This window comes from Microbacterium martis, from assembly GCF_047246685.1.
Taxonomy (GTDB): domain Bacteria; phylum Actinomycetota; class Actinomycetes; order Actinomycetales; family Microbacteriaceae; genus Microbacterium.
On sequence record NZ_JBFOKT010000002.1, the window covers coordinates 885,471 to 908,765 of the forward strand.

General features: G+C 63.5%; 19 protein-coding genes and 1 pseudogene. 10 read left to right on the forward strand and 10 right to left on the reverse strand.

Going from position 1 to position 23,295, the window contains the following annotated elements; genetic code table 11:
• Window positions 1-99 precede the first annotated feature (99 nt).
• Entirely contained in the window at window positions 100-966 is an 867-nt protein-coding gene (locus AB3M90_RS12210) for a hypothetical protein (RefSeq protein WP_412952287.1), read from the forward strand.
• A 9-nt stretch (window positions 967-975) separates the two neighbouring features.
• Entirely contained in the window at window positions 976-1,251 is a 276-nt protein-coding gene (locus AB3M90_RS12215) for a hypothetical protein (RefSeq protein ID WP_412952289.1), read from the forward strand.
• 94 nt (window positions 1,252-1,345) lie between these two features.
• Here the strand turns inward: AB3M90_RS12215 and AB3M90_RS12220 are convergent, their stop codons facing one another.
• On the reverse strand, window positions 1,346-2,341 hold the full coding sequence (locus AB3M90_RS12220; protein ID WP_412952290.1) for an SDR family NAD(P)-dependent oxidoreductase: 996 nt from the start codon (window positions 2,339-2,341) through the stop codon (window positions 1,346-1,348).
• Window positions 2,342-2,580: 239 nt separating this feature from the next.
• Here AB3M90_RS12220 and AB3M90_RS12225 point away from each other — a divergent pair, with 239 nt between their 5' ends.
• The 3 genes from AB3M90_RS12225 (at window position 2,581) to AB3M90_RS12235 (ending at window position 3,863) form a co-directional block, all read left to right on the forward strand.
• On the forward strand, window positions 2,581-2,871 hold the full coding sequence (locus tag AB3M90_RS12225) for a hypothetical protein (RefSeq protein ID WP_412952292.1): 291 nt from the start codon (window positions 2,581-2,583) through the stop codon (window positions 2,869-2,871).
• A gap of 29 nt (window positions 2,872-2,900) precedes the next feature.
• On the forward strand, window positions 2,901-3,434 hold the full coding sequence (locus AB3M90_RS12230; RefSeq protein ID WP_412952294.1) for a 2'-5' RNA ligase family protein: 534 nt from the start codon (window positions 2,901-2,903) through the stop codon (window positions 3,432-3,434).
• Window positions 3,435-3,530: 96 nt separating this feature from the next.
• Window positions 3,531-3,863, forward strand: coding sequence for a hypothetical protein (locus AB3M90_RS12235; RefSeq protein WP_412952296.1), 333 nt, complete (start codon window positions 3,531-3,533; stop codon window positions 3,861-3,863).
• A gap of 40 nt (window positions 3,864-3,903) precedes the next feature.
• Here AB3M90_RS12235 and AB3M90_RS12240 read toward each other — a convergent pair whose 3' ends face one another.
• Both AB3M90_RS12240 and AB3M90_RS12245 read right to left on the reverse strand, forming a co-directional pair.
• Window positions 3,904-4,230, reverse strand: coding sequence for a hypothetical protein (locus AB3M90_RS12240; protein WP_412952298.1), 327 nt, complete (start codon window positions 4,228-4,230; stop codon window positions 3,904-3,906).
• Between the two features lie 28 nt (window positions 4,231-4,258).
• The gene (locus AB3M90_RS12245; protein ID WP_412952299.1) at window positions 4,259-5,245 is read right to left on the reverse strand and encodes a hypothetical protein; all 987 of its coding nucleotides are present in this window, start codon (window positions 5,243-5,245) and stop codon (window positions 4,259-4,261) included.
• A gap of 390 nt (window positions 5,246-5,635) precedes the next feature.
• Here AB3M90_RS12245 and AB3M90_RS12250 point away from each other — a divergent pair, with 390 nt between their 5' ends.
• Complete coding sequence (locus AB3M90_RS12250) at window positions 5,636-6,574, forward strand: aldo/keto reductase (RefSeq protein ID WP_412952721.1); 939 nt, start codon at window positions 5,636-5,638, stop codon at window positions 6,572-6,574.
• A 347-nt stretch (window positions 6,575-6,921) separates the two neighbouring features.
• Here the strand turns inward: AB3M90_RS12250 and AB3M90_RS12255 are convergent, their stop codons facing one another.
• The gene (locus AB3M90_RS12255) at window positions 6,922-7,092 is read right to left on the reverse strand and encodes a hypothetical protein (protein WP_412952301.1); all 171 of its coding nucleotides are present in this window, start codon (window positions 7,090-7,092) and stop codon (window positions 6,922-6,924) included.
• Between the two features lie 130 nt (window positions 7,093-7,222).
• Here AB3M90_RS12255 and AB3M90_RS12260 point away from each other — a divergent pair, with 130 nt between their 5' ends.
• The gene (locus AB3M90_RS12260) at window positions 7,223-8,107 is read left to right on the forward strand and encodes an SRA domain-containing endonuclease (protein ID WP_412952303.1); all 885 of its coding nucleotides are present in this window, start codon (window positions 7,223-7,225) and stop codon (window positions 8,105-8,107) included.
• A 7-nt stretch (window positions 8,108-8,114) separates the two neighbouring features.
• Here AB3M90_RS12260 and AB3M90_RS12265 read toward each other — a convergent pair whose 3' ends face one another.
• The 4 genes from AB3M90_RS12265 to AB3M90_RS12280 form a co-directional block, all read right to left on the reverse strand.
• Window positions 8,115-8,540, reverse strand: a complete 426-nt coding sequence (locus tag AB3M90_RS12265; protein ID WP_412952304.1) for a (deoxy)nucleoside triphosphate pyrophosphohydrolase — start codon at window positions 8,538-8,540, stop codon at window positions 8,115-8,117.
• A 203-nt stretch (window positions 8,541-8,743) separates the two neighbouring features.
• Window positions 8,744-11,536, reverse strand: a complete 2,793-nt coding sequence (locus tag AB3M90_RS12270) for an ATP-dependent helicase (protein ID WP_412952306.1) — start codon at window positions 11,534-11,536, stop codon at window positions 8,744-8,746.
• Between the two features lie 196 nt (window positions 11,537-11,732).
• A complete protein-coding gene (locus AB3M90_RS12275; protein ID WP_412952307.1) occupies window positions 11,733-14,369 on the reverse strand; it encodes a site-specific DNA-methyltransferase in 2,637 nt (878 codons plus the stop codon).
• Entirely contained in the window at window positions 14,369-17,491 is a 3,123-nt protein-coding gene (locus AB3M90_RS12280; protein ID WP_412952309.1) for a BPTD_3080 family restriction endonuclease, read from the reverse strand. Before AB3M90_RS12280 ends, AB3M90_RS12275 begins: the two co-directional genes overlap by 1 nt.
• Before the next feature lie 278 nt (window positions 17,492-17,769).
• Here AB3M90_RS12280 and AB3M90_RS12285 point away from each other — a divergent pair.
• The 3 genes and pseudogenes from AB3M90_RS12285 to AB3M90_RS12295 all read left to right on the forward strand — a co-directional run.
• Window positions 17,770-18,657 (forward strand): annotated as a pseudogene (locus AB3M90_RS12285) (relaxase domain-containing protein); the annotation flags it as partial.
• A 29-nt stretch (window positions 18,658-18,686) separates the two neighbouring features.
• Window positions 18,687-19,895, forward strand: coding sequence for an AAA family ATPase (locus tag AB3M90_RS12290; RefSeq protein WP_412952310.1), 1,209 nt, complete (start codon window positions 18,687-18,689; stop codon window positions 19,893-19,895).
• On the forward strand, window positions 19,871-20,302 hold the full coding sequence (locus AB3M90_RS12295) for a hypothetical protein (RefSeq protein WP_412952311.1): 432 nt from the start codon (window positions 19,871-19,873) through the stop codon (window positions 20,300-20,302). The genes AB3M90_RS12290 and AB3M90_RS12295 overlap by 25 nt, the downstream gene beginning before the upstream one ends.
• 623 nt (window positions 20,303-20,925) lie before the next feature.
• Here AB3M90_RS12295 and AB3M90_RS12300 read toward each other — a convergent pair.
• On the reverse strand, window positions 20,926-21,924 hold the full coding sequence (locus AB3M90_RS12300; RefSeq protein ID WP_412952312.1) for a hypothetical protein: 999 nt from the start codon (window positions 21,922-21,924) through the stop codon (window positions 20,926-20,928).
• Window positions 21,911-22,960, reverse strand: coding sequence for a nucleoid-associated protein (locus AB3M90_RS12305; protein WP_412952313.1), 1,050 nt, complete (start codon window positions 22,958-22,960; stop codon window positions 21,911-21,913). The genes AB3M90_RS12300 and AB3M90_RS12305 overlap by 14 nt, the downstream gene beginning before the upstream one ends.
• Window positions 22,961-23,295: the final 335 nt, after the last annotated feature.

Below are 23,295 nucleotides of genomic sequence, written 5' to 3' on the forward strand. Positions count from 1 at the left end.
AGAGACATATGAGCCGGCCGCCTTACACCCTCGCTCACCCTACGCGCGATTTATGCAAAATATCACATTAGTAGTCAAACGCATGCGAATGTAGCCCGCATGAAAACACAAGCTAGAAGTCGAATCGCTTGCACAGCGGGGACGCTCGCCCTGACTGTCGCTCTTGCTCCCGCGGTCGCTCATGCCAGCGCGGCGTCCCCGCTCGACGACCTCGCGGACGTGATCAGTGACGCCGAGGTGATCGCCGTGGGGGCTCCGTCGCCGTCCACCGTCGCCCCTCCAACGCTTGAAAGCGAGGAGGATGGCACTTTCGTGTCGCTGGACGCCGTCGACCTGGAGGTGACCCTGGGCGTCTCATCGCACGCTGAAACCTCGCCGATCGACCAATACGCGGTCGCGGTAGAGGAGTCCGTTACCTACGCCGTGAGTTTGCCCGAAGAGGGAGCGACCCGATTCTCAGCCGTGATCGCCGAACAGTCGGCGCGAAGCCCTGAATGGACGTTTGGCAGCGGTACCCAGCTGTTGCTCCTCGATGATGGATCGGTCTCTGTTTCCGATGCTGATGGATTCATCGCTGGCATCGAATCGCCATGGGCCGTCGATGCCGCCGGGCGGTCCCTCGATACCCACTATGAGATCTCTGGTTCCACTCTCACGCAGGTCGTGAACACGACGGGCGCGACATTCCCGGTGGTCGCCGATCCCACGGTGCAGTTCTTCGGCCCCTACATTCAGGTGCACCTGAACAAGGCGGAGAGTCGCACCGCGATCGGGGGATACGCAGCCTGCGCCGGAGTCCTGAGCAAGTCGCCGGTGCCTTTCGCGAAACTACTCCAGGTGGCTTGCACCACAGTCGCCGCGATTGGGGCGACGCAGCTGGTGGGCAACAAGTGCATCTCGGTGCATTACGTCGTAGGTGTCGGGGGGCCAGCGGGCGTGTGGTGGCCGTGGGTGAGGGACTGCTAGGCAGGCAGTGTGTTGGCCTACATCATCGTCGTCGTCGCGCTTCTCCTTTGGGGTGCTCTGGCCGGATGTGTCGGACAGAGGCTAGGTGTAGCCCTGGCTCTGATCCCCGCTTTGGGATGGTTCGGTGTGCTGGCATGGTTTGGCTGGTTGGGCAACATGGACAGCCCAACTGGCGATGCCCTTCCTGCGTACCTGTTGATCGGTCTGCTCGCGTTCCTGGCCGGCTCAGCGGCCACGACTCGATTGTCGAAATTGCGCGCTGCGCGCAGAGAGCGGCAACCGTGACGCGAAGGAAATTTACCGCAAGTTGAAAGTGCGACCTGCCTCGCTGGGCGTGATCCGCCGATCGATTCGGCGGATCACGCACCGAGCGTCGGACCTACTGCACCGACCATCCCCCATCCGAAGGCAGCACGGCGCCGTTGATGTTTACCGAGTCGTCCGACAGCAGGAACGTGATCGACGCGGCGAGGTGCTCGGCCGTCGCGACGGTGGGGATGGCCTGCTGGAACGGGGCGAGGCGACCCGAACCGTACTCCGACATGTTCGGCGGCATCGGGATGCCGGTGGCCACCCCGCCGGGAGCGACGCTGTTCACCCGGATACCTTTCGGCCCGTACATGAACGCCGCGGACTTCGTGACGCCGATGATGCCGTGCTTGCTCGCCGTGTAGGCGTTGCCCGAGGCGTTGCCGCGCAGGCCGGCCTCGCTGGAGACGTTGAGGATCGCGCCGCGTCCGGCCTTCTCCATGATCGGCAGCACCGCGCGCATGAGCTTGAACGGGGCGGTGAGGTTGATGGCGATGACGCGGTCCCACACGGCATCCGTCGTCTCGCCCGCGGGGGAGAAGTCGTCGTTGATGCCGGCGACGTTCGCGAGGCCGTCGATGGTGTCGCCCGCGGCGGCGATGACGGCGTCGATCGCGTCCTGCTGGGTGAGGTCGCCGGCGACCGTGACGATGTGGGGCTGCTCGGACTTCAGCGCGTCGAGCTTCTCGGCGGAGATGTCGGCGGCGATGACGCGTCCGCCTTCACGGGCGATGCGGGATGCCGTGGCCTTGCCGATCCCGGATGCTGCGCCCGTGACGATCACGGTCTTGCCGGCGAAGCGTCCGGTGGTGGGGGTCTCGGTCCACGAGCCGTCGTCGGCGGCATCCGGAATCTCACCGTCGTTCGCAGCGCGTACCAGATCGTCGATGACCGACTGCGGCAGCTGGCCCTGACTCATCGCGACGAGCTGCTGCAGCGGCAGACCGAGCACGGGTGTGAGGAGTGCGGGATCGGCGCCCGTCTGCTCGAAGAGGCCGCGGATGAGCGGGCCGCCGGTCGGGTCGTTCATCCAGTCGCCGATGGTGGAGTGTGCGGTGAGGGCCATGGGGGTCTCCTTGCTCGTCTGATTCGGCGCCGTTTCGCAACGATGCGTCTCGTTATGGATCAGTGTACGCCTCTTCTGAATCGAGCTGGATCAGAAATGCCTGTGCGCGAGCCCTGCCACCGGCATTTCTGATCCAGCAAGGGGCCGCCTCCAGCAAGAGGCCGCATACAGCACGAGGCCGCATGCGAGCGATCGAACTCGAAGCCGACGTGCCTCGAGTCGGTGACTACACTGCCCTCATGACCGAGCCGACCGAGGCGCCCTCGTCGTCGCTGATCCAGCAGCGCATGGCGCTGCGTCGCCGGCGCTCCTACGCGATCTACATGCTCGTGTCTTCAGTCGTGATCGGTACCTTCTGGGTGTTGACTCTGATCGTCGACGACAGCGCAGTCTGGCGATGGATCGGCGCGGTGGTCTTCACCGTGGGCGTGCTGCTCGCGGCCATCGAGTTCGCGCGCGTGCGCCGAGACACGCGCGCATTCGACGAACGATACGGGTCGGATGCCGGAATGCAGAGGCCCGTTCGGTAGAGCAGGCGGGGTCGGGCGATAATCGGTGCGTGCCAGGTCGTGAACTCAAGCGCCCCATCACGTCGATCGAGCTGCTCCTCGATTCGGAGACCGAGGCGGCCGTCCGCGCCGAGTGGAACGCGCTCGCCGCGAACGGGATGTCGAGCCTCGCCTCGCACGTGTCGGCGAGCAACCGCCCCCATGTGACGCTTCTCGTGCGGCACGATCTGCCGGCCTTCGATGCGCGCGCCCTTCTCGAGCGTCCTTCGTTCAGGGTCACGCTGAGCTCTCCGCTGCTCTTCGGTGGGGGCGAGCGCCGCGTGCTGGCCCGCAGCGTCGTTCCGACCGCCGAACTGCTCGACCTCCACGCGGGCGTGCACGCCGCTGCAGGACGAGGAGACGACGCCCCGCACACCACGCCGGGCGAGTGGACCCCGCACGTGACCCTCGCCCGCCGTCTGCGCCTCGTCGATCTCGCCGGAGCGCTCGAACACGTGGACGGAGAGATCCACGGACGGGCGGTGGGCTTGCGCCGCTGGGACGCGGCGACGGCGACCGTGAGCGAGTGGGGGAGCTTCGGGTGACGGGGGTTCGTCGGATCCTCGGCGATGATCGCCGCCGCCGGGTCCGTCGGTGCCTGGCCGTAGGCTGACGACCTCGGCCGGAGAAGGGATGCCGGCATGGGGAACCCCGGTCCGTCGCTGGCGGCGCACTACGACCTGCGGTCGCAGGCGCAGTCGATCGTCGTCGCAGCGAAGCACGGACCGCTGCAGTCGTTGACCGACCGCGAGCTCGCGATCGCCGACCAACCCCTCACCGTGTATCCGTATCGACTGCAGCGTCGCGTGCGGGCGTGGGTGCGGTTCGGTCCGGAATCGATCCGGGTGGATGCTGTCCTCGTGCGGTCCACACCCAAGGCGGCGGGCATCGAGTTCCGCGCCGGCGATCAGCGGTTCCGCTGCTGGGTGTGGGGGAATGCGGTGGAGCTTGTGGATGAGGTCGGTGGGGAATAGTCTCCGCTGGCCGCATTCACAACCTCACTGGGAAGAACTGCTAGGTAGCGCTCTTCGTGTACCGGGGCGAGAGCACCAAGACAACTCGGCGCCAATACGACTCGCCCTGGAAGCCTGGTTCATCACGGCGTGAGGCCGCAGCGATGAGCACAGACGTCAATGCTGCGATCACGGCGAATATGGGCCCCATCCAGGGGGCCGCTGCGCCGATCGTGAATCCCGTTATGACGACGACGCCGGTGATCAGAATCGCGGCCGAGAAGCCCGCCCACCGGAGAGCTTTTGTTTGGACTCCCATGGCGATCCCGGCGCTCACCGCCAGGGCGCCGGTCAAGACGTAGACGAGAGTCTCGTTGAGGTCTGGCATGCTCGTCACCTTCCTGTGACTGCGGGGCTCAGCAGGGCACGCGCCAAATCACACCGGGCACGGGGAGTGCCGTGAAGAACAGGCAAGTCTTCGGCTTGTCGCCCTCTGCGATGTTGGCCTGCACTTGAATGTAGGATCCGAACGCCGCGCAGCCGATAGAGACGCTCTTCGAAAAGATGACGCACATGCCGACGGCTGCGGCGTAGTCACGCACGCGGGATGTCTCAGACCGGTTGAGTTTCATACCCCACGCGGGTCCTTGCCACATCCAGCTCGGGTCGGCGACGACGGGGTAGACGGTGGACGCATCCGGCGTCACGACCTGGACAAGCTCATCACCCCGGATCGTGTAAGTGGTCTGCACAGGCGCGCCCGTGGCATCGACGGCCCAGGGCGCCGCGATCGGGACGTAGTTGTCACTGCTGTCGAGGAAGATGACTTCACCGGTGTCGCTCATGAAGGGCTGATAGCCGTCCATTCGGTAGCCGAACTCGTGTGGGCTCGAGCTGTCAGCGATCACGGTCTGGATCCGGGTGGATCCGTCCTCGAGGTTCTGGACGGCAACCGCGTCACCGGAGCCATCGGTGGCCGGGTAGACGACGGTACCGTCGCTGGTGACGGTACCGGCGCCGATCGGCATCTCATCAGGCAACCGGATGGATGCGGACAGCGTCTCGTTGTTCGGCGTCGACTCGACGAGGATGGGCTCGGTGGCGTCGAGAGGAATCTGAGACTCGGTGTCGCCGGCCACGGTGTTCAGCGAGCCGTTTGCGACGTCACCGGGAGCGGCGAGCACAGTCGTCGGCGCGACCGCATTGATCAGGTCTGCGACGCCCTCTGCGGTGACTTCCTGCTCCGTAACTCCGTCGCTGGACTCGTCGGCGTTAGCGGAAGGCCCCGCCAGCAGACTTCCCACGATGATTGCGGCCGTGACGGCTGCGCTCGCGACCGTGCGCCGGCCATATCGTGCGAACGTGCTCGGGCGTGCGGTGGGATGACTGTTGGGAGATGGCATGCGATTCCTCTTTCCTGTTCGACGAGACACCGCCGCAGATCACCAGTGCGAAAGACTTCGATCACCAAGAAGCCGACTGACTCTTCGGCGTGCATCGCTCTTTCGGCTATCTAAGTACCCATATGGGGACAAAAGCAATATATTTGGCTACGCCACGGCTGCTCTCCTTCTCGCGCCCTCCGGCACGAAGAGCGAGCGGATCAGCATCCTGCAGGCGCATCGCGAGCTTGTACTCATTGAGATGGAGCGCACGCGCCGGCATCTCGAGGCATTGGACACCGAAATCGACGTGTACCCCGAGGTCACCGCGTCGCGCGAGCGGAAGGCTCGCGCAAGAGTGGAAGACTAATGAAGTAGTCGGCACTCGGCGACGGGCTCACCGTCTCATCGATCGGACTCGGAGCGATGGGCATGAGCGCCTTCTACGGTCCGACCGACGAGGCGGAGGCGATCGCCACCCTGCAGCACGCGGTCGACATCGGGGTGACGTTCATCGACACCGCGGAGGCGTACGGTCCGTTCGAGAACGAAAAGCTCATCGGACGCGCGCTCGGCTCGCGGCGCGACGAGATCACGATCGCTACAAAGGCGTCGACCGAGATGGACGACGACGGCACCATCCGCGGACGCAACGGCACTCCGGAATACATCCGACGGGCGTGCGAGCGGTCGCTGCGGCACCTCGGGATGGACGTCATCGACCTCTACTACCTGCACCGGGTCGATCCGCAGGTGCCGATCGAGGAGAGCGTCGGTGGGCTGGCCGACCTCGTGCGCGACGGCAAGGTGCGGCACATCGGGCTGTCCGAGGCGTCGGCTCCCACGCTGCGGCGGGCGCAGGCGGTGCATCCGATCGCGGCGGTGCAGTCGGAGTTCTCGCTCTTCGCCCGCGACATGCTGCACAACGACGAGAAAGCGACCGCCGACGAGCTCGGCATCGGCGTCGTGGCGTTCTCTCCGCTCGGGCGCGGGACGCTGACCTCGGGAATCCGTTCGCTGGACGAGCTGGCGCCGGAGGATGCTCGGCGAGGGCTGCCGCGCTTCCAGCCCGAGGCGTTCGCGGCGAACCGTCGGTTGGTGGAGCGGGTGGAAGCTGTGGCACGGGAGCGCGGTGCGACGGTCGCGCAGGTCGCGCTGGCGTGGGTGCTGTCGGAGGGTATGGTGCCGATTCCGGGCACGCGAAGACGCGACAAGTTGGCCGAGAACGCGGGGGCGGCGGAGATTCAGTTGAGTGAGGACGAGCGGATCCGGTTGGCGGATGCTGTGCCGGCGGCGGAGGTTGTGGGATCGCGGGATGGGATCAATGCGGAGGTGGGGGCGGACCGGTAGGAGTGAACTCGGCGAGGAGGCACGCTTTCGAGCATCAGCGAGCTGTGCGCCGGACGGCTTGAAATGCCCCAGCTGGTCTGCGGGATCTCGAAGGTGGGCTGCAGCATTTCCGGGCTCGTTCACATGGCACAGTCTTTTTTAGCCCTGACCGACTGTTTCTCCTGTGATCAGACCAGTGAGAATGCCTTTTCGGCCGCTTTCTGGCCGCATCTGAGAAACGTGTGAGCCGAAACGAGGCAGATTCGACGCCCCTCACGGAGCGTCGTTCGACGCCTGAGGACGACGAAATCAAGCACTTCGGGCGTCCCTGTGCCTCGTCGAAAAGTTGAGCAGTCTGCTCTCCGGCGTTACGTCGGTCGGGCGTAGCGGGTCTGCGGACCTGACGGCAGTGCCACGAGCGGCAATGCGTCGTTGAGGCGTGATGCGACGGCATCCAGATCGTCGTCGAAGAGGTCGGCGTAGGTGTCCAGCGTCATCGCGGCCGACGCGTGGCCGAGCATCCGCTGCACAGCCTTCACGTTTGCGCCCGAGTTGATCGCGAGCGATGCGGCGGAGGTCGTGAGGCGTCAGCCTTGGGATCGATGGGTTCGCAGCCTGCACATGGCGGACCGCGTTCGCAAACCATCTCTGTGCGCCTGAGTTGCGCATGTGGTTGATGCGGTCGCCGAACAGCAGCCCTTCCGGTCCCTCGCCGGCGCACGCCTGCTCGATCATTGGAGCGAGCCGCGCGGGGTAAGGCACCGAGCGCTTCTCGTGCGTCTTTGGCGTGCCGACGTGGATCTCGTACGCGATCATCACCGCGTTCTCGTCGATCACGAAGGGTTGCAGTCAGACGGAAGCTTCGCGTATACAGGCGAGGGTCAATCTGGCGACCAGGAGTTCACACGCGGGAACAAGGCCCTCCTAAACACCGCTGATGAGGGGCGCACCATTCGTGTGTTCAACGCTCAGCCTACGTATGCGACCTACGTCGGAGCATTCACGACGGGCGCTCCACTCTGCTCGTTCCACGAGATACCAGGAGCCGACGGCAATGGTCGGCGCGCGATCGTCTTCAACCTCGTGCCCTTGGACGTAGACCCGACGTTGCTCGCTCCCAACCCGGGTCAGCTTCGACTGCTCAAGCCTCAGATCGCCCGGTGGGACCCGCCAGACGCTTCAGGCGTCAACGTGATTGTGGACGCTACTCAGCTCCCGCCCGGCGATCGCGTTGTCTCGCGCCAGGAGTTCCAACTCCAGGCAGACTTCGGACGTTGGCTCACCCAGAGGGGCACGCCGCCCAGCAGGCTGAAGCTCCCTGTCGCGGGTGCGATCATCGAGCCGGACATGTACGTCCAGGCCGAGGGATGGGTTGTTGAGGCCAAGAAATCCACGGGGCGTGAGTATGTCCGCATGGCGATTGGTCAGATACTGGATTACACGCACAACGCCCGTACGTTCGAAGCTCAAGTCACGCCGATGATTCTTCTTCCTGGCCGTGCCGAGGCAGACCTACGGGAGCTGACGGCGAACCTCGGTATCACCCTCGCGTGACGGGGACTCATTCGAGCTGCTTCGGCCCTAGCTCTCCGATGCTTGCGCAGGCGACGATCATTGCCATAGCAGGGATATCGGCGGGAGCCCAGTCGAGCGCCTCGAGCTCGTTGGGTCGACACCAGCGCACCTCCGCGTGCTCAGTCAATCGCGGTTGGCCCTCAACCAGCTGACACCAAAAGGTTGTCAGTTTCGCCACGCCGAAGTCGTACTCGTGTGTCGTTGTCGTCAGCTCGTCGTTCACCTCGACAGTGCATTCGAGCTCCTCAGCGATCTCGCGCTCGAGAGCTGTCCGGGCTGTCTCCCCGGGCTCGATCTTGCCGCCCGGAAACTCCCAATGGCCGGCGAGACGGCCCAACGGACCACGTTTGGCGCACAGCACGGTCCCGTCTTGCACGATCACGGCACCCACCAGGCTGATCTGTTTCCGCACTGCTGTGCCTCTCGATACTACTGCCGGCACACTTTCGACGGTCGCCGACAACACTGATAGCTTCTCGCCTCCAGCGTGCGTGAGCCAGCATAGGTTCCACCGATTCCGCCACGGTGGGACTCGACGATGACGACCGGCTTGTCATCATCAAAGTGTCCGAGAAAGCGCGTCAGGCCCGATGGAAACAAGTTCGCGCCGTATGGCTACTCGACTGAGACAGGAGCCCCCGTCGTGAGCCAAGCCAGGTCATTGTAGGCAGTGTCCCTCGAGTGGTCGTGCCCACATGCGAACTGGTCCGCGCGAATGTCCGCGGCGACAGCCTCGATCTTCGCCTTGATCGAGCCAAGGAGTTCTGCGTCGACGGCTTCGTTGAGGTGGTCGCCCTTCTCATCGAGGTTGAGAACTTGGATGCGGTCGGCCGACTTGCCGGTCAGCTCACGGTACCCGAGGGCGTAGACGCTGAGCTGATCACGAGTCGTCGCGGTCTTCTGTGCGTCCTCGGTCGACTTGAAGTCCACGATCGACACCTCATCGGTCTCGAGCCGCTTGATGAGATCCACGCGGCCGTCAACCGTGACCCCGGGCGCGACGACCACCTCAATCTGCTTCTCCGAGTGCACCGTTCGGGTGAGATCGTCCCCGTGCTCGTCGAAATAGTTCCTTAGTGCCTTCACCGCGGCATGGCGCAACTGGTCGCGCAATGCGGGATACGCGTACGGTGTGTGCAGGTGCCGCTCCACGAGGTCTTCTGCCTCGGCCTTCGTCGGGAGGTCTCCGGCAAGAGCTCTCTTATGCATCTCAGCAAGGGCGTCGTGCAGGCCCTTGCCGTATCCCAGCGCTTCATGGATAGGGGGATTGAACCCGTACATGAACCGCAGCTTGAACTGGTATGGGCACTCGAGGAGATACTTCAGCTCCGAGAACGAGATCGAGATAGCGGGCGTTTCCGTCTTTGGTGTGGGCGCAAGTCGCTCGAGCTGCGGCAGACCCCGGTCCGCAGTCAGCACCCAGTCGGATCCGGACGCGTCGCGAAAGAAGTCGGATTGCCGACGTGCCTGCTGGTTGGTGGCGATCGGTGCCCACGAGAGGTACAGATACTTCTGTGCGCGGGTTGCCGCGACATAGAAAAGTCGGGTCTCCTCCGAGAGCCCGCCACGGTACCTCGACCCATTCGGCACCGCCTCGACCGGGATAACGTGAAATGCGTTGAGTCCGCCGCTCGCGCGGATGGGGAACCGGTTCTTCCGCAGACATGGCACGAACACCGCTGGCCACTGCATCCCCTTGGCTCGATGCACAGTCGTGATGGTGACGGCATCCGGTGTGGCGAAGCCCGCATCCTCGTCCGCCTCCTCGTAGTAGGCGGGCGCTTGGCGTTCGTCCGTGATGAAACGCAAGAAGGTCTCGTACTTACGACGTGGCTCGGAAGCGAAGTTGATCGCTTCGAAGTCGGAGATCACTTGCGAGAACTTGCCGAGCTGGTACATCACCAACTCAGCGCGCGCGGGAGATCCGGGGATTGTGGCCTCACGGATGTCCATTGCTTCTACCACGTCGAGATACAAGCGCTGGATGTTGTAGGTGCCCCATCTATCACCCCTTTCGAAGTCCGCGCCTTCCTGGAGGATCCGGATGCCCCGCGCGAGCAGCGCGGGTGAGCCGAGGAGATCCGCATCGTCGAAGAGAGCGCTCAGTGCAGCCTCATCGATCTCGCGGAGCATGAATCGAAACATGCCTACGAGCGCCGCGATCTCTGGCGCATCGAAAAGGCGCGCGAGCCCCTTGATGATGTAAGGAATGCCGCGCCGGCGCAGCTCGTCGACAAGCGACTCAGCATCCTTGACCGTCCGAAACAGCGCAGCACAGTCCGACCAGGAGAGCCCACGCGGATTCGCGTCTGGTGAGTCTCTGAAAGGCATCCCCCGCAAGGCCTCGACCCTGTCGGCGATCCAGCGTGCCTCCTCGTCGGGATCGCCGAATTCGAGCGCCAGCAAATCGCCTGCCTCCCAGACCTGGTGAGACGCGTACTCCATCGCCTTTGGCAACCGCTCGTCGGCCGGCAGCCACTCGGCGATCATCCGCCCCAGCCGCACGATGCCCTTGGATGAGCGGAAGTTGTCCGTCAGCCCGATCTTGCGTACATCCTCGTGACGATTGGCGAAGGTGAGAATGTTGGACACTTCTGAGCCGCGCCACTGGTAGATCGTCTGGTCGTCATCGCCGACAACGCAGAGGTTCGCCCCCCAGCGTACGAGGCCAGCGATGAGTCGCTCCTGTAGCGGGTTCACATCCTGGTACTCGTCGACCACCACATACTGGACGTCTTCGCGAATGTGCCGCAGCAATTCGAGTTCTGTGGTCGAGAGGTCGGGGTCATGCGGGTCGGACTCGAGGAATGCGACGGCGGTTGCGATCATCGCCGTGTAGTCGAAGTACTTGCGACGGGACAGCAGGTCAGCGTACGAGCGAAGGCTGTCGGCGACGCCATCGGGGACGCGGTCGAAGTCGACATCATCTTCCTGCAGGATGGCGAGTACCTGCATGTAGAGTTTGGAGTCTAAGTATCGCCAGAGCGTCGCACGGCTCGGCGCCGTGGTCGGGCACGTCGTCAACCCCGACTTCACGGATTCGCGGTCGATCAGTAGCCGCTGAGTGATATCGGTCAGAACGCCGTACTTGAATGCCTCCGGCACATACCTCTGCAGGAGGTTCAGCGCGTAACCGTGCATCGTTCCGATGTACATCTCCGCTAGCCCGGTCACCTCGCCGTGCTCGTCTCGAACAATCTTGTGGATGCGATCCTTGAGCTCTGCCGCCGCCTTCTCCGTGAATGTGAATGCGATCACATTTCCCGGCCGCGCCCCGGGGGTCCCGAGGATTCGCGAGATCCGCTGCGAAATTACCTGCGTCTTCCCTGAGCCGGCACAGGCAATGAGCTGAAGAGGCGCCGTCAGCTCGTCTATCGCGGCTTGCTGGGCAGGGGTATAGGTGTTCATCGAGTCGAGCCTATCGAGGCCCGCCGACATCGCGCTGCGCTAGGCGCACGAGGCCAATTGAGTTTGCCTCTGCGGACCCCAAGCCCAGCCAAGGTGCGAGCTCTTGGTTAGGTGCGGAAGGGCACGAGGTCCCCGGCAGCGCGGCATCATCTTGGTCCCGGGGTGGGGGAGAGATTGGGGCGCCGCGCGCGTGTCGCTACTCGTTGGCGACATCGAGAACCTTCATCACCTCGTCGCCGTAGTCGTTAATTACCTTTAGCGCGATCTTGCCGGTGGAAGGGGTATTGAACGGAACTGAAGTCGCGCGGTTGAGCGTTGCCCAGGCATCGGAGTCGATCTCGGCCTTGAGTGCCGTCTTCAATGACTTGAAAGGGTCGTTGTCGCCGAGGAAGTACGCGTGCCGCACGAAGAAGCTTTCTCCGTCGTAATCGGTGTCGATCATCCAGAGCGCGATCTCCTTGGTGGATTTCGACCGCACCTCTCCCGACGTCGGGTCGTATACGTCGATGCCACGTACCTCAACTTGCCACTGCGACCCGACGGCCCGTAGCGTGAGGTCGGGTTCACCGAACACCGTGAAGAGGTTGCCCGAACCGGTCTTCTTGAGCTCCTCACCCATCAACAGATCGACGTTCATGCGCACGACGAGCACTTTGACGCGGCCGAGGTCTCGAATCCCGGCAACAACTGCAAAGCCCTCTTCGTCAGTCTCGACGCCAAGCTGGGGATCAAAGGCGAATCCCAGCACAGCGACAATCGGTGCGCCAGCTTCGACGGCCTCGCGGGCGGCGTTCTTAATGAATGATGCAGACACCGTCCCGTATTGAGGCCCCAGCGCAATCGCGAGTCGATCGCCCGACTCCTTCTGCGCGCCGATTGCCTGCACGAATGCACCCGGATGTGAGTCAATCGACTCAAAGACGAGGCGTTCAGACTTGCGGCCGTTCTGGATACCTGCCGCGCGAAGGTTCGCGAGTATCGACTGCTCGAACGACGGCGTGTCAGCGTCGGTGACGCCAGGGCGAAGAGCGTCCGCCTCGTCGAAGGAGACGCTCCGGTGCGGGGAGAGCGATTCCATAGTGAATGGCCCCGAAACCCGCACCCGTGTTCTGTCCTCCTCAGGCTTGTCGTAAAGCAGTTCGAAATCTGAATGCCGCTGAATCGCCTCCCGGATTTCATGGGAGTTCATACCTTCCTGGATGTCAGGGTTGTTCGCGATCGACTTCAGAGTGATGTGTTGGACCTTCTTGTAGACAAAGCCCTGTCGAAGGTCGCCGCGTGTCACCGCAGGAGCGAGTCCCTGAATGCGTCGGCCGTCGTCGCTGTCGGCTGTAACGTAGTAAGGGAATCTCGCGCCCATTACTCGTTGGCGAGCAAGCGTGAGCGCGACGCGCGAGGTATCGATTGTGATCCAGCGGCGTCCCCATTGCTCGGCGACCTGGGCGGTCGTTCCCGATCCGCACGTTGGGTCAATGACCAGGTCGCCGGGGTCTGTGCACATGAGCATGCAGCGTTCGATCACCGTCGTGTCCGTCTGGACAACGTAGATGGGCTTTCCGGAGAACCCGCGCTCGCCAAGCCCTAGCCAGAGGTTGGTGAACCCGAGGTAGGGGAAATCGTCCAAGTATCGCTTGTATTCCAAGGTCTGTCCAAGCCGAACGAGGCGCCCCGCTGCTCGAAGCTTCTCGATGCCTTGCCTATTGGTCTTCCAATGAGAGCTCGCAGGTAGCCGGTGCGTTCTTCCTTCAAACTCAATATCGAAGCCACCATCGCCTGGCGCGCCAGAACTCACCAGGGGAGTGCCATCGAGGATGCGACCGCCTTCGACGCTGCCGGCGCGTTTTTCAGCCGGGGTCATTGGGCGAAGTGACCCGTCCTCCAGTTCAACCCACGTGTAGCCGGTGGTGCCTTGGCTCCCGTAGATTTTGGCGTCATACAGCTGTCTGTACTTGCGCTTCTTCGCGTCTGTGCTCTTGCCGTACCACAGGATCATGTCGTAGACGCCGTCGATTTCGTCCCCAGAGAATCCGCCGGTCTTGCTAAACGCAATCTGAGAAACGAATGCGTCTCGCCCGAATACCTCGTCCAGCAGACTGCGCACGAGGTGCGCATTTTCGTCTCCAATTTGAACGAACACGCTGCCACTCTCTGTGAGAAGGTCCCGCGCAACGACGAGGCGGTCACGGAGATAGCTGAGGTAGGAATGAATTCCGAGCTCCCATGTATCGCGGAACGCTTTGATCTGTTCGGCTTCACGCGCCGCGTCATCGATCTTGCCGTCCTTCACGTCGCGCTTGGAGGTACGCACCTGCCAGTTCGACCCGAACTTGATGCCGTATGGCGGGTCAATATAGATCATCTGAACCTTGCCGCGGAGCGACTCGCGCTCGGCGAGTGAACACATGACCTGCAGGCTGTCGCCGAGGATCATCCGGTTCTTCCAGGACTCCTCGTGCTGGTAAAACTCAACCGCACTCAGTTCATCCAGTTCATCGAAGTCGTCGAAATCGAAGAGGCTCGGGAACTCGTCGGAAGGAGTGGCCTGCGACTGCTTCCTCAGGTGCTCGATGAGCGCCTGAGGAGCTATCTTCTCCTGGATGTAGATCGGCGGAGCATCAACGACGAGGTCTTCGCCGTCCTGCCCATCCTTCCCCTTCCACACGAGCTGAGGATCGAGGTCGGCGTTGCGTGGATAACGCTGGGGCGGAAGTGCTTCCTTCGTCTCGTCGTAGAAGGTCGCCGCGGCATCCGCGGTCGGGATGTTGCGCCGTCTGTCATCGTGATCGTAAGCGGTAACCTGGGTCGGACGCTTGGGCAGGCGGGGGCGGGCCATCAGACTCCCTCGAAAATGAAGCGGGAAAGAAGATCGGGGTCGCCGATGATCGGGCGGTCCGCGATGTGATCTGCGATCGCCTGGCGCAGTACGTGCTCGGCGTCATCGACGCCAGCCTTGCCAAGTTCCAAGTAGCCCCAGCGTCCGAAGGCTCCGTGGTTGTTCACCGCGGTGCACCACATGTCGCGCGTCGTGTTGGCCTTCGCCTTCGTAGGGCCGGGGCTCTTCTGGCTGCCCGATACCTCGACGATGAGAGTTCGAGGGAAGTCCTCTCCCTCGACCGGAGCAATGCGCAGCAAGAAGTCGGGCAGGTATCGGTGGCTGCGCCCCTGGTGCACGTACGGCACCTCGAAGCCGAGGTGATCATTCTTGACATAGCTCGTCAGAAAACCCTCGTGGACGAGCGTCTCGCATACCTGGGCGATCCTCCTCTCCCACGTGTTCCCATCCTTGCCATCGAGGGTTACGTGAGAGACGTGCGAGTTAGTTGTCTCGAACACCTTCTTACGGGTGTCAAACCATACCGCGTCGGTGCTGTGAACAATCTCACCAAAGCCGAAGATCGGCCGCATCAAAGGTCGACGCGCTTCATCGTCGAGGCGCGCGATCGCGTGACCGATCGCCTCGGCCGCGAGTTGCTGAGGCTCTGCAAGCGTAAGGAATCCCGGGGTGTACCCGACCTCGACGTGCACTTTAGCGCGCATCCATTCTCGCGCGAAGTCGACGAGCTGCGGGAAGAGCCAGGGTCGACGGTCCTCAGGATTCGGGAAGAGGAAGCCGAGAGTGCGCTTGGCTATGCCGAAGACCACCTCCTGCTCTCGCGCTTCGCGGATGCCCTCGATCCGTTCCGTCTCGCCAACAATGCCCGCGGCCTCGACCCAGCTTGGTACCGTCGAACCGCTGATGATCAGGGGGTCGGCCGAGTCGAGATCGAAGATGAGCGGCGCGTCCGGCAGTTCGACCCTGTACCCCGACAGGACGGGGAAGTCGATAGCCAAGTGAGCGCGCTCCTCTAGCGCCTTGACACGGAGGCTCGGCTCCGGCTGCTTGGGCGGGTCGACTGGCTTATCGCTCGGGATGAAAGAGAACGGGATGCCGTAGATGTTCGCGTACTCAGGCGGGAACCGCCCTGTCTCGGGATCCGGTGCGTACGAGCGGCGGCGCAGGCCTCGACCGACGACCTGTTCGCACAGCAACTGCGAGCCGAACGCGCGCACGCCGAGAATATGCGTAACCGTGTTGGCGTCCCAGCCCTCTGTGAGCATGGCCACGGAGACAACGCAACGCACGTCCTCTCCGAGCTTGCCCTTCTTGCCAACGGTGTTCATGACCTCACGCAGCAGGTCGGAGTCATCGAGTTTGCCGACATCGGCGCCCGGATTGGACCTGCGGTACGCCTGCTTGAAGGCATCAATCTCGGCGGCGGCGGCATTCTTGAAGTCATCCTTCATCGCCTCACCGGACTCGAGCTGCTTTGAATCCACGACGATCGTGCGCGGGATCGCTATGTGCTGATCGTTTTCGATATTGCTGAATAGAGGCAGGTTGCCCTTGATGTGGCGCGTCTCGTCACCCTCTCTGACCTCGTATCCGGCGATCCAGTCGTAGACCAGCTTCGAGACCAGCGTGTTCGGAGTTACGACAATCATCACGGGCGGCGGCTCTTCGAGTGGCTTGAGGCGTTCCTCCCAATCGCGGTAAGCCACCTCATACGACTTGTAGAGGGAACGGATGCCGCCCTCGAGCACCGCGGGCATGCTCCACGAACCCGGCGCCGGCAATGCGGCCAGCGAGACCCGCTTCGGCCACGACGGGTCATCCTTGACCTGGTCGTAGAGATGGAGGTATGTGACGAGATTCGCCTGAGCGTTGTCGTCGACCGGCAGACGCGGGACCTTCACGATCCCCGACTCGATCGCATCCATCAGACCGAAGTCGCTGACGACCCATGGGAAGATCGAACCCTCGCCATAGCCGGAGCCCTTCAAGTAGAACGGCGTCGCGGACAGGTCGTAGACCGTCTTGATCCCGTCCTTGCTCCTGTTGCCGTACCGACGGATGTCGATGAGTCCCTTGAACCACACGCGGGCATCTTCGTTCGCCTCCTTGGTGTCGGCGTCAAACTTCTCGTCCAGATCCTTCGGCTGGTAGCAGTGGTGGGCCTCGTCGTTGAAGACGACGATTTCGCCCTTGTCCCGGCCGAGCTTGTCGAGGACCCTCGTGACGACCATCTGCGGAGTTTCTGTGAAGGCGCCCTGATCGGGCTTGCCGGCCAGAAGGAGCTTGCGCGTGTTCGCACTGATGCCCTTACCCGCACTGGTCGTGCGCGGCATGAACTGGTGGTAGTTGATGATGTGGACTTCGGCCCGGTTGAGTTGAGCGCGCAGGTCTTGCGGCACGATCCCGCGCAAGTCGAAGTAGTTGGCGTCGCGTGGCTCGGTCGGCTGAAGGACACGCAGGCGGTCCTTGATCGTAATACCCGGGGCGACGATGAGGAACCGCTTCACGAAGCGTGAGTCCTGCGGCGAGTTCACTTTGTTCAGCGTGTGCCATGCGATGAGCATCGCCATAACGATCGTCTTGCCGGCGCCGGTCGCCATCTTCAGGGCCACGCGCGGAAGGTTCGAGTTATGCTCTGCATTCGCGGCGGCGAGCGTGCCTCGCCAGTCGATGCCCGCCAAGCTCGAGCGGTCATACTTGTCCCGCCCAACGACTTCCGCGAGATAGATCGCGGTCTCAGCCGCCTCGCGCTGGGCGAAGAGGATGCGGTCTTCGCGAGCGGAGTCGGACCAGTGCAGGAGGAGCTTGCGGCTGATGGCGGTGACACCGGGATAACTCTGGCGACGCCAGTCGCGTAGCGCATCGCGGAGCTGGTCGATCTTGTCGTTCCGCTCCACCCGCTCGTCGGTGAGGTTCGAGAAGTCCAGCGTCGGCTGCGGCGCTGCCTTGACCTTTCCGGCGCCCCGCTTGGGTTTCGGGATCGGGATAAAGAACTCGCTGGGGCGACGAGTGTCGACCACGTTGCCGGTCGGACCGCTCGGGCCCATTTCGAAATGGCGACCTGGCTCGTCGTACGCGGAGTTGAGGACGGGGTTGGACAGCGCTGCGCTGACGTCTGACACTGAATCCCTCCCGGATGGTGCACCCCAGCACCTTTCCACCATCCTGCCAGACGGCAGTCGAGCTTCCATCAAGCGTGACTCGCGATTCGCCACACGCACTCAATCAATCAGAAGAATGATCTCGTTCCAAGCACCCTGCGAACCAAGCCGATCACGAAGAGCCCAACGATGTACGCAGCACCCGGGTGAGCGACACCCTTTAGACACACTCCCCCACGCGTAGCTACAACATCGAAAAATCCCTGGATGATGAGCAAAACCCACCCAATCCTGGCGCCATGCGTGGAGGCCTTGAGCGGTGGAAGCGAGGCGTCGAATCCCAAGGTGTTCGACAGGCGATCGGCTACGCGCTCGCGGGCACCTGCGACGCTCACCTTCAGCACTCCCCCGGCGTTGACGCGCTCGAAGCGTATAGTGCCGCCTCCGGCTCGACCGTCTCGCGGTTCGTCGTCGAGAACGGCGTCATCACGACCCACCAACTCAGCGCCGGAGGCCTTCCTGTCTGGCTCACTGGACACGACACGGTCACTGGGGAGGAGCGCGGCCATCAGCGGCTGAGCCCCGACGCCGACCTGCTGCTCGACGGAACGCTCAACCACCCGAAGTCGTACAGCATCGCCGCGCTGCTGCATCCCGAACTCGCGACCGCGTTCGAGGCTCTCCAAGACCGGCTGCGTGAACGCATCCTGCTCACGTGGCAGACGGAGCTCAACGCGCGGCGCGGGCACGGAGAGCTTATCCGCGAGGAGATCACCCGCATCGAGGTCGTCGAGCTGCAGCATCGGCGCTCGCGCGCGCTCGACCCGCACATCCACCGTCACCTCTGGCTGAACATCAAGGTGCTCGGCGCGGACGGCAAGTGGTCGAACCTCGACTTGCGTGTAGCGATGAAGCTGCACACCGTCGTGAGCGCGGAAGGCGAGCTCGCGGCCCGAACCGATCCCGCGTGGCTCGCCGCCCTCGCCCGGCATGGGTACACGCTCGACCACGCCGGCGAACTCGCCGAACTCGCCGGCCACGTCCGACCAGTCTCGCGTCGGTCGGCGCAAATCGAAACTAACCGCGCGCGACTGATCACGGAGTGGTCGGCCGCGCACGGAGGATCTGCGCCCACCGTGGAGGTGCTGCAGCAGATCGATCGCCGCGCTTGGGCTGTGTCGCGTCCGAACAAGCCGGCCGACCTAGATGAGGCGTGGTGGGAGGCGCGCGTCCGCGACGAGATCGCAGCGATCGATCCGAGTCTCACCACCCCTCGCGCACCGGTTCCAGTCGCTGCCACAAACCTCCATGCCTCGACCTGGATCTGCTCGCGGCACAAGCGGTCGACGACGCGGACGAACGGTCCACATCATGCGGCGGGAGGTTCAGCATTCTCGACATCCGCCCGGGTGCAATACGCGCGCTCTCGCGCACGGGCGTCGCTGCGGAACGCGACCGGCTCGACGGCGTGCTCGCCGAGATCACTGAGCGTGCCACGACTGGCGTCTACCGGCTCGTCGCGGACGATCCACCGGCGCACGTCAAGGCGTTCATGGCGACCGAGCCCGTACGCGCCAAGGTGCGTCTCGCCGGCCGACTGGACGTGCTCGCCCGACCCGGGCGCTCGCTCCTCCCGGGCGAGTTGCACCGGCTCGCACCGAACGACGATCGGTCGGCACTGGATGCGTCGCAACGCGTTGCCGCGTGCGCCATCGCTGGCACGGACGGGCTCGTGACGGTGACCGGGCCCGCCGGCGCGGGAAAGACGACGAAGCTGCGCGCGGCGTTCGCGGCGCTCGCGTCGCAACGGCGGCGACTGCTCATTGTTGCCCCCACACTGAAAGCGGCATCGGTGGCGTCTCGCGAGCTCGGGGCCGCGGCATCCAGCATTCATGCCTTGCTTTGGGATCATGGCTACCGATGGGGCCTCGACAGGGCCGGCGCGAAGGTGTGGACCGGGCTTCGAGTGGGAGAAGTCGATCCCAGCAGGGGCGCCGCATATGGCGGACCAACCCAGTACGTGTTGCGTTCTCGCGATCGGGTCGTCGTCGACGAAGCAGGCATCGTCGACCTGCAGACGGCGAACGTCCTCGTCGAGCTCGCGATCGAGCAGGGTTTTGGGCTGGCGTTCGAGGGTGACACGCATCAGGCGTTGCCGGTCGGGCATGCGGGCGCGATGGGTTCTGCGATCCGGCACGCGAACGCGGCGGTCGAGCTCGACACAGTGCACAGGCTCCGCGATCACGAATACGCGGCGCTCACGCTGCGACTCCGGGATGCGGGTGATCGCGAGCGTGCGCTGGCGGTTGCGGTTGCGGACGAGCTTGCCGAACGGGGTCACGTCGACCGGGTCCAACATCACGACGCGGCGCGTGAGCGGATGATCGACGCGTACTTCGAATGGCACGCAGCGGCAAGCGAGTGACGCTGGTATCTGGCGCAAATGCTGAGGCGGATGCGATCAACGACGCGATCCAGCAGCGGCGCGTCGATCAAGGCGAGCTCGACGTCCGCGTCGCCGCGTGGGGAATCGGGCAGCAGCGCATCCTCGTCGGCGACACCGTCCAGACCCGTCGCAACGACCGGCTCACGGGAGTCGAGAATCGCGCGCAGTGGATCGTGCGTGGCATCGGTGAGACCTTCGTCGATCTTGTCTCTGTGGGTGACAGCAGCGAGATGGCGCGCGTGTCACCGAATACGCTCGCGAGCACCTGCAGCTCGCGCACGCGTCCACCGCGCACGGCGTGCAGGGCGACACCGCCGACGCGTCGGTGGTCGGTCCGGATGTGGATGCTGCGGGGCTCTACGTCGGTCTCACGCGCGGGCGGCTGAGCAACGTCGCGGTCGTCGCGCGGACGGATGCCGCGGCCCTCGAGTCACTAGCCGGATCGATGCAGCGCGAAACACCGGAGTTGACGATGCAGGATGCGGTGCGCGCGGCCCAGGCGGAGGTGCGGCGGGCGGCGCGGAACCGGGAGGCGGCCATGGAGACGGGGCCGGTAGTGGGGGCGCCGATTGCTGGGGGCGGGCGGGGGATGTAGAGCCCACCTGATGCGATGGACGGTCCGAATCGGTACACCGAGGTCCAACGAGCAATTCAGGAGCTTGGCGACTTCCGGAGCGGTCACTGCTGTCTCATTCATCCGGGTCCATCGAGAGTCATATGGTTCAGCCACTGCCCTGGTGAGCACGCATGGGCGAGAGTGGGAGACGATTGGTCAGTCGTGCTGCTGGCCGTGGCGTATGGCGAAAGAAGCTGGGCCTGCCGCAAGCGCAACGCGGCCATTCGCCGTCGGCGCGACGTCGAGGGGCGTCATGGGTCTGCGGGGGCGACCCGCTCCGCAGACCGTACGCCGCAGTGTAGGGCTCGTTCTGGGGTCGTCGCCATCAGGGGGCGGCTGGGCAAACGGGCTACGAGGAGCCCGCCCAACCTAGAGTGTCGGTCAAGAGGTGGCCTAGGCTCGGAAGAAGCCGGGGTGATCCGCCCACCGGGCAAGCGGCTCTACGTAGTGCGAAAGGTCCTCACCTTGGAGCGCGGCAGCTAGTTGGTACTCGTCCTGATCTAGCAGCGCAAGCAGAAGGATCGACTCTGGCTGCGTCAGTATCCAGGCATCATCGGGGTCGAATCCATCACTGTTCGCGCCATGAAGCTCCAAGATCTTACGGGCGTCGTCCTCGTGAGCGTCAAGATACGTCGCAACCAATTCGTTCAAGACCACAACATCGTCGTAGCCGTTCCGGGCGAGCGTCTCCAGGACGTCTTTTGTGAGGCGCTCGTCTCCAACTTCCGTGGTCATCCCCGCGAACCGTTGCTCGAGCGATCGGAGAAAGTTGTGGCGCGCGAAGGCGGGACTTTTTTTCACTAGCTCCACTCCCTTCTGCAACTCCTCATCGAACAACTCCACCAGGACTAGAAGCCGACGGAAGATGCGTCTCACGCCCTTCGGAATGCCGTCACTCTTCTTGTAGAGGTAGCGATGCTCCGTCTCGGCCCAGGCATGTTCAGCAAGCGTCCGTATCTGGACTTCGCAGCGAATCGCGGCCCCATCGGCGCCGACCAGGTCGTGTGCTCGCACGTGGACGTGCAGGCCGTGGTAGGCGAGCAGGTTTGGGTCGGCATCCTGCGCTTGATCTTCGACCTTGAACACTTCGAGATCATCGCTCGCCTCCAGCGCCTGCTGTGCGGCTATCTTGTCACCCGCAACCGACACTACGACCCGCACGCCAATGACATCTGGGCACGTAGCCCAGAAGTCCACGTACGCTTTGCGCCTCTGCTTCTTGTACAGTTCGACGGCGTCCTTGGCGCGGCTCACGATCATTGAAGGTCGGATGCCGACAGCGGTGAGCGCTTCACGGATCCGTCGCTCCAACTCGTCCCGCGCAGCGAGGTAAGCAGCTTCATTGGCCCTATAGGCCTCAAACACTGCGCGTGGTTCGTCAGCGGCTGCCATTGCTGCGCACGTTCCCGAGACGACCGCCGGTGATCGTGATGGTGTCACTTCCATTCGCGTCGGACTGAGACACCTGGACGCGCTTCCCATCACCAACGGCTTCCGGGGGAGCGATCACGACGATGTCGTCCGAGTAGTCCAAGCGAAGTCGTCTCAACCTCGTGGCGACTTGAACAGTGTCTTTCGGAAATTGGGACATCGGAACCTTCGCGGTGGAGGCAAGGTGCGACAACTCCGCTTGATGTCCAGTAGGGACATGGTCGCGGACAAAGGTGTGTCCGCTGACCTGACTTGAGTTGGAGGCGAGCTGGGTAACCAATGCTGACTGGACATTGAGCTTGTCCTCCGGGCTCAGCGAGCTGTCGTTGATCGCATTGGTCATTCGGGTCAAGAACTGTTCCGTCAGCACCGACGGTTCTTCCCGCAGCTTCATGCCGAGGAATGCGCTCAAGAAGTAGTTGGCCAGCCCACCGCGGTTCTGAACGTCGGCGAGATCGCCGGACAGTTGGCCAGTAGACGAGGCAGCTCGCGAGAAGACAGCCACCTTGTACACGCGAGCACCGTCCCCGAAGACCAGATCCTTCAGCCGCTCCAAGCGGAACACTTGATGACCGGCGGCGTTGGTCTGCGTTTCGATGCGGATCGCGGCTTGGTGCTCGATCTTCGCCACCACAATGACGTCGTCTTGCCCGAGCGTGCCGACTGCCACCACCAGCAGCCCAGGAAGAGATGTGCCTGGTTGCTTAGACTGCAGCTCGTCCGCCATCGACCGAGATCGCTCGACAAGCGTTTCTGGGTCTTGCCAAATGCCCAAGACGCACGAAGGAGTCGTGCTGTCCACCGCTGTGTCTCGCACGATCGGCAGGTCGCGCGAACGCAGTGCGTCAACGAGACGGCTAGTAAGGAATTCGCGATTCTGCGCGGTCAGTTCCACTGGCTCCTCGGTGAGGGTCAGCTCAAACGGTGCCTCGCGCGAAGCGCGCGTGATCTGATGCATCATGATGTCGCCGAGCGACAGCAGAGAGTAGGACGTCACAGGGGCTCCTTGGCGCTGGTCCCCAAACTTTAGAGGAATCGCTGCCTCCATCGCTCGAATCACGCCGTCAGCGACAAAATCATCCTTGACGAAGTCTCAAGGCGTGAACTCGCCGGCAACAGTGTTCGGTCACCGCACGGGTCGAGACGAACGGCGGTCAGGCATCGCTCGACAATTGCTCGCGCTGCAAGAAATGGGCCAGCACCCCTTTCCTCCTGTCCGGCCTGCTCGCAGACGTTTCTGCCACTCGCTACGCGCGCGGGTCTGGGCGGTGGTTGCGATCATGTGATCCAGGATTGGAGCGGTTGGCATGCGTAGCTCAGAGTGATGCCAAC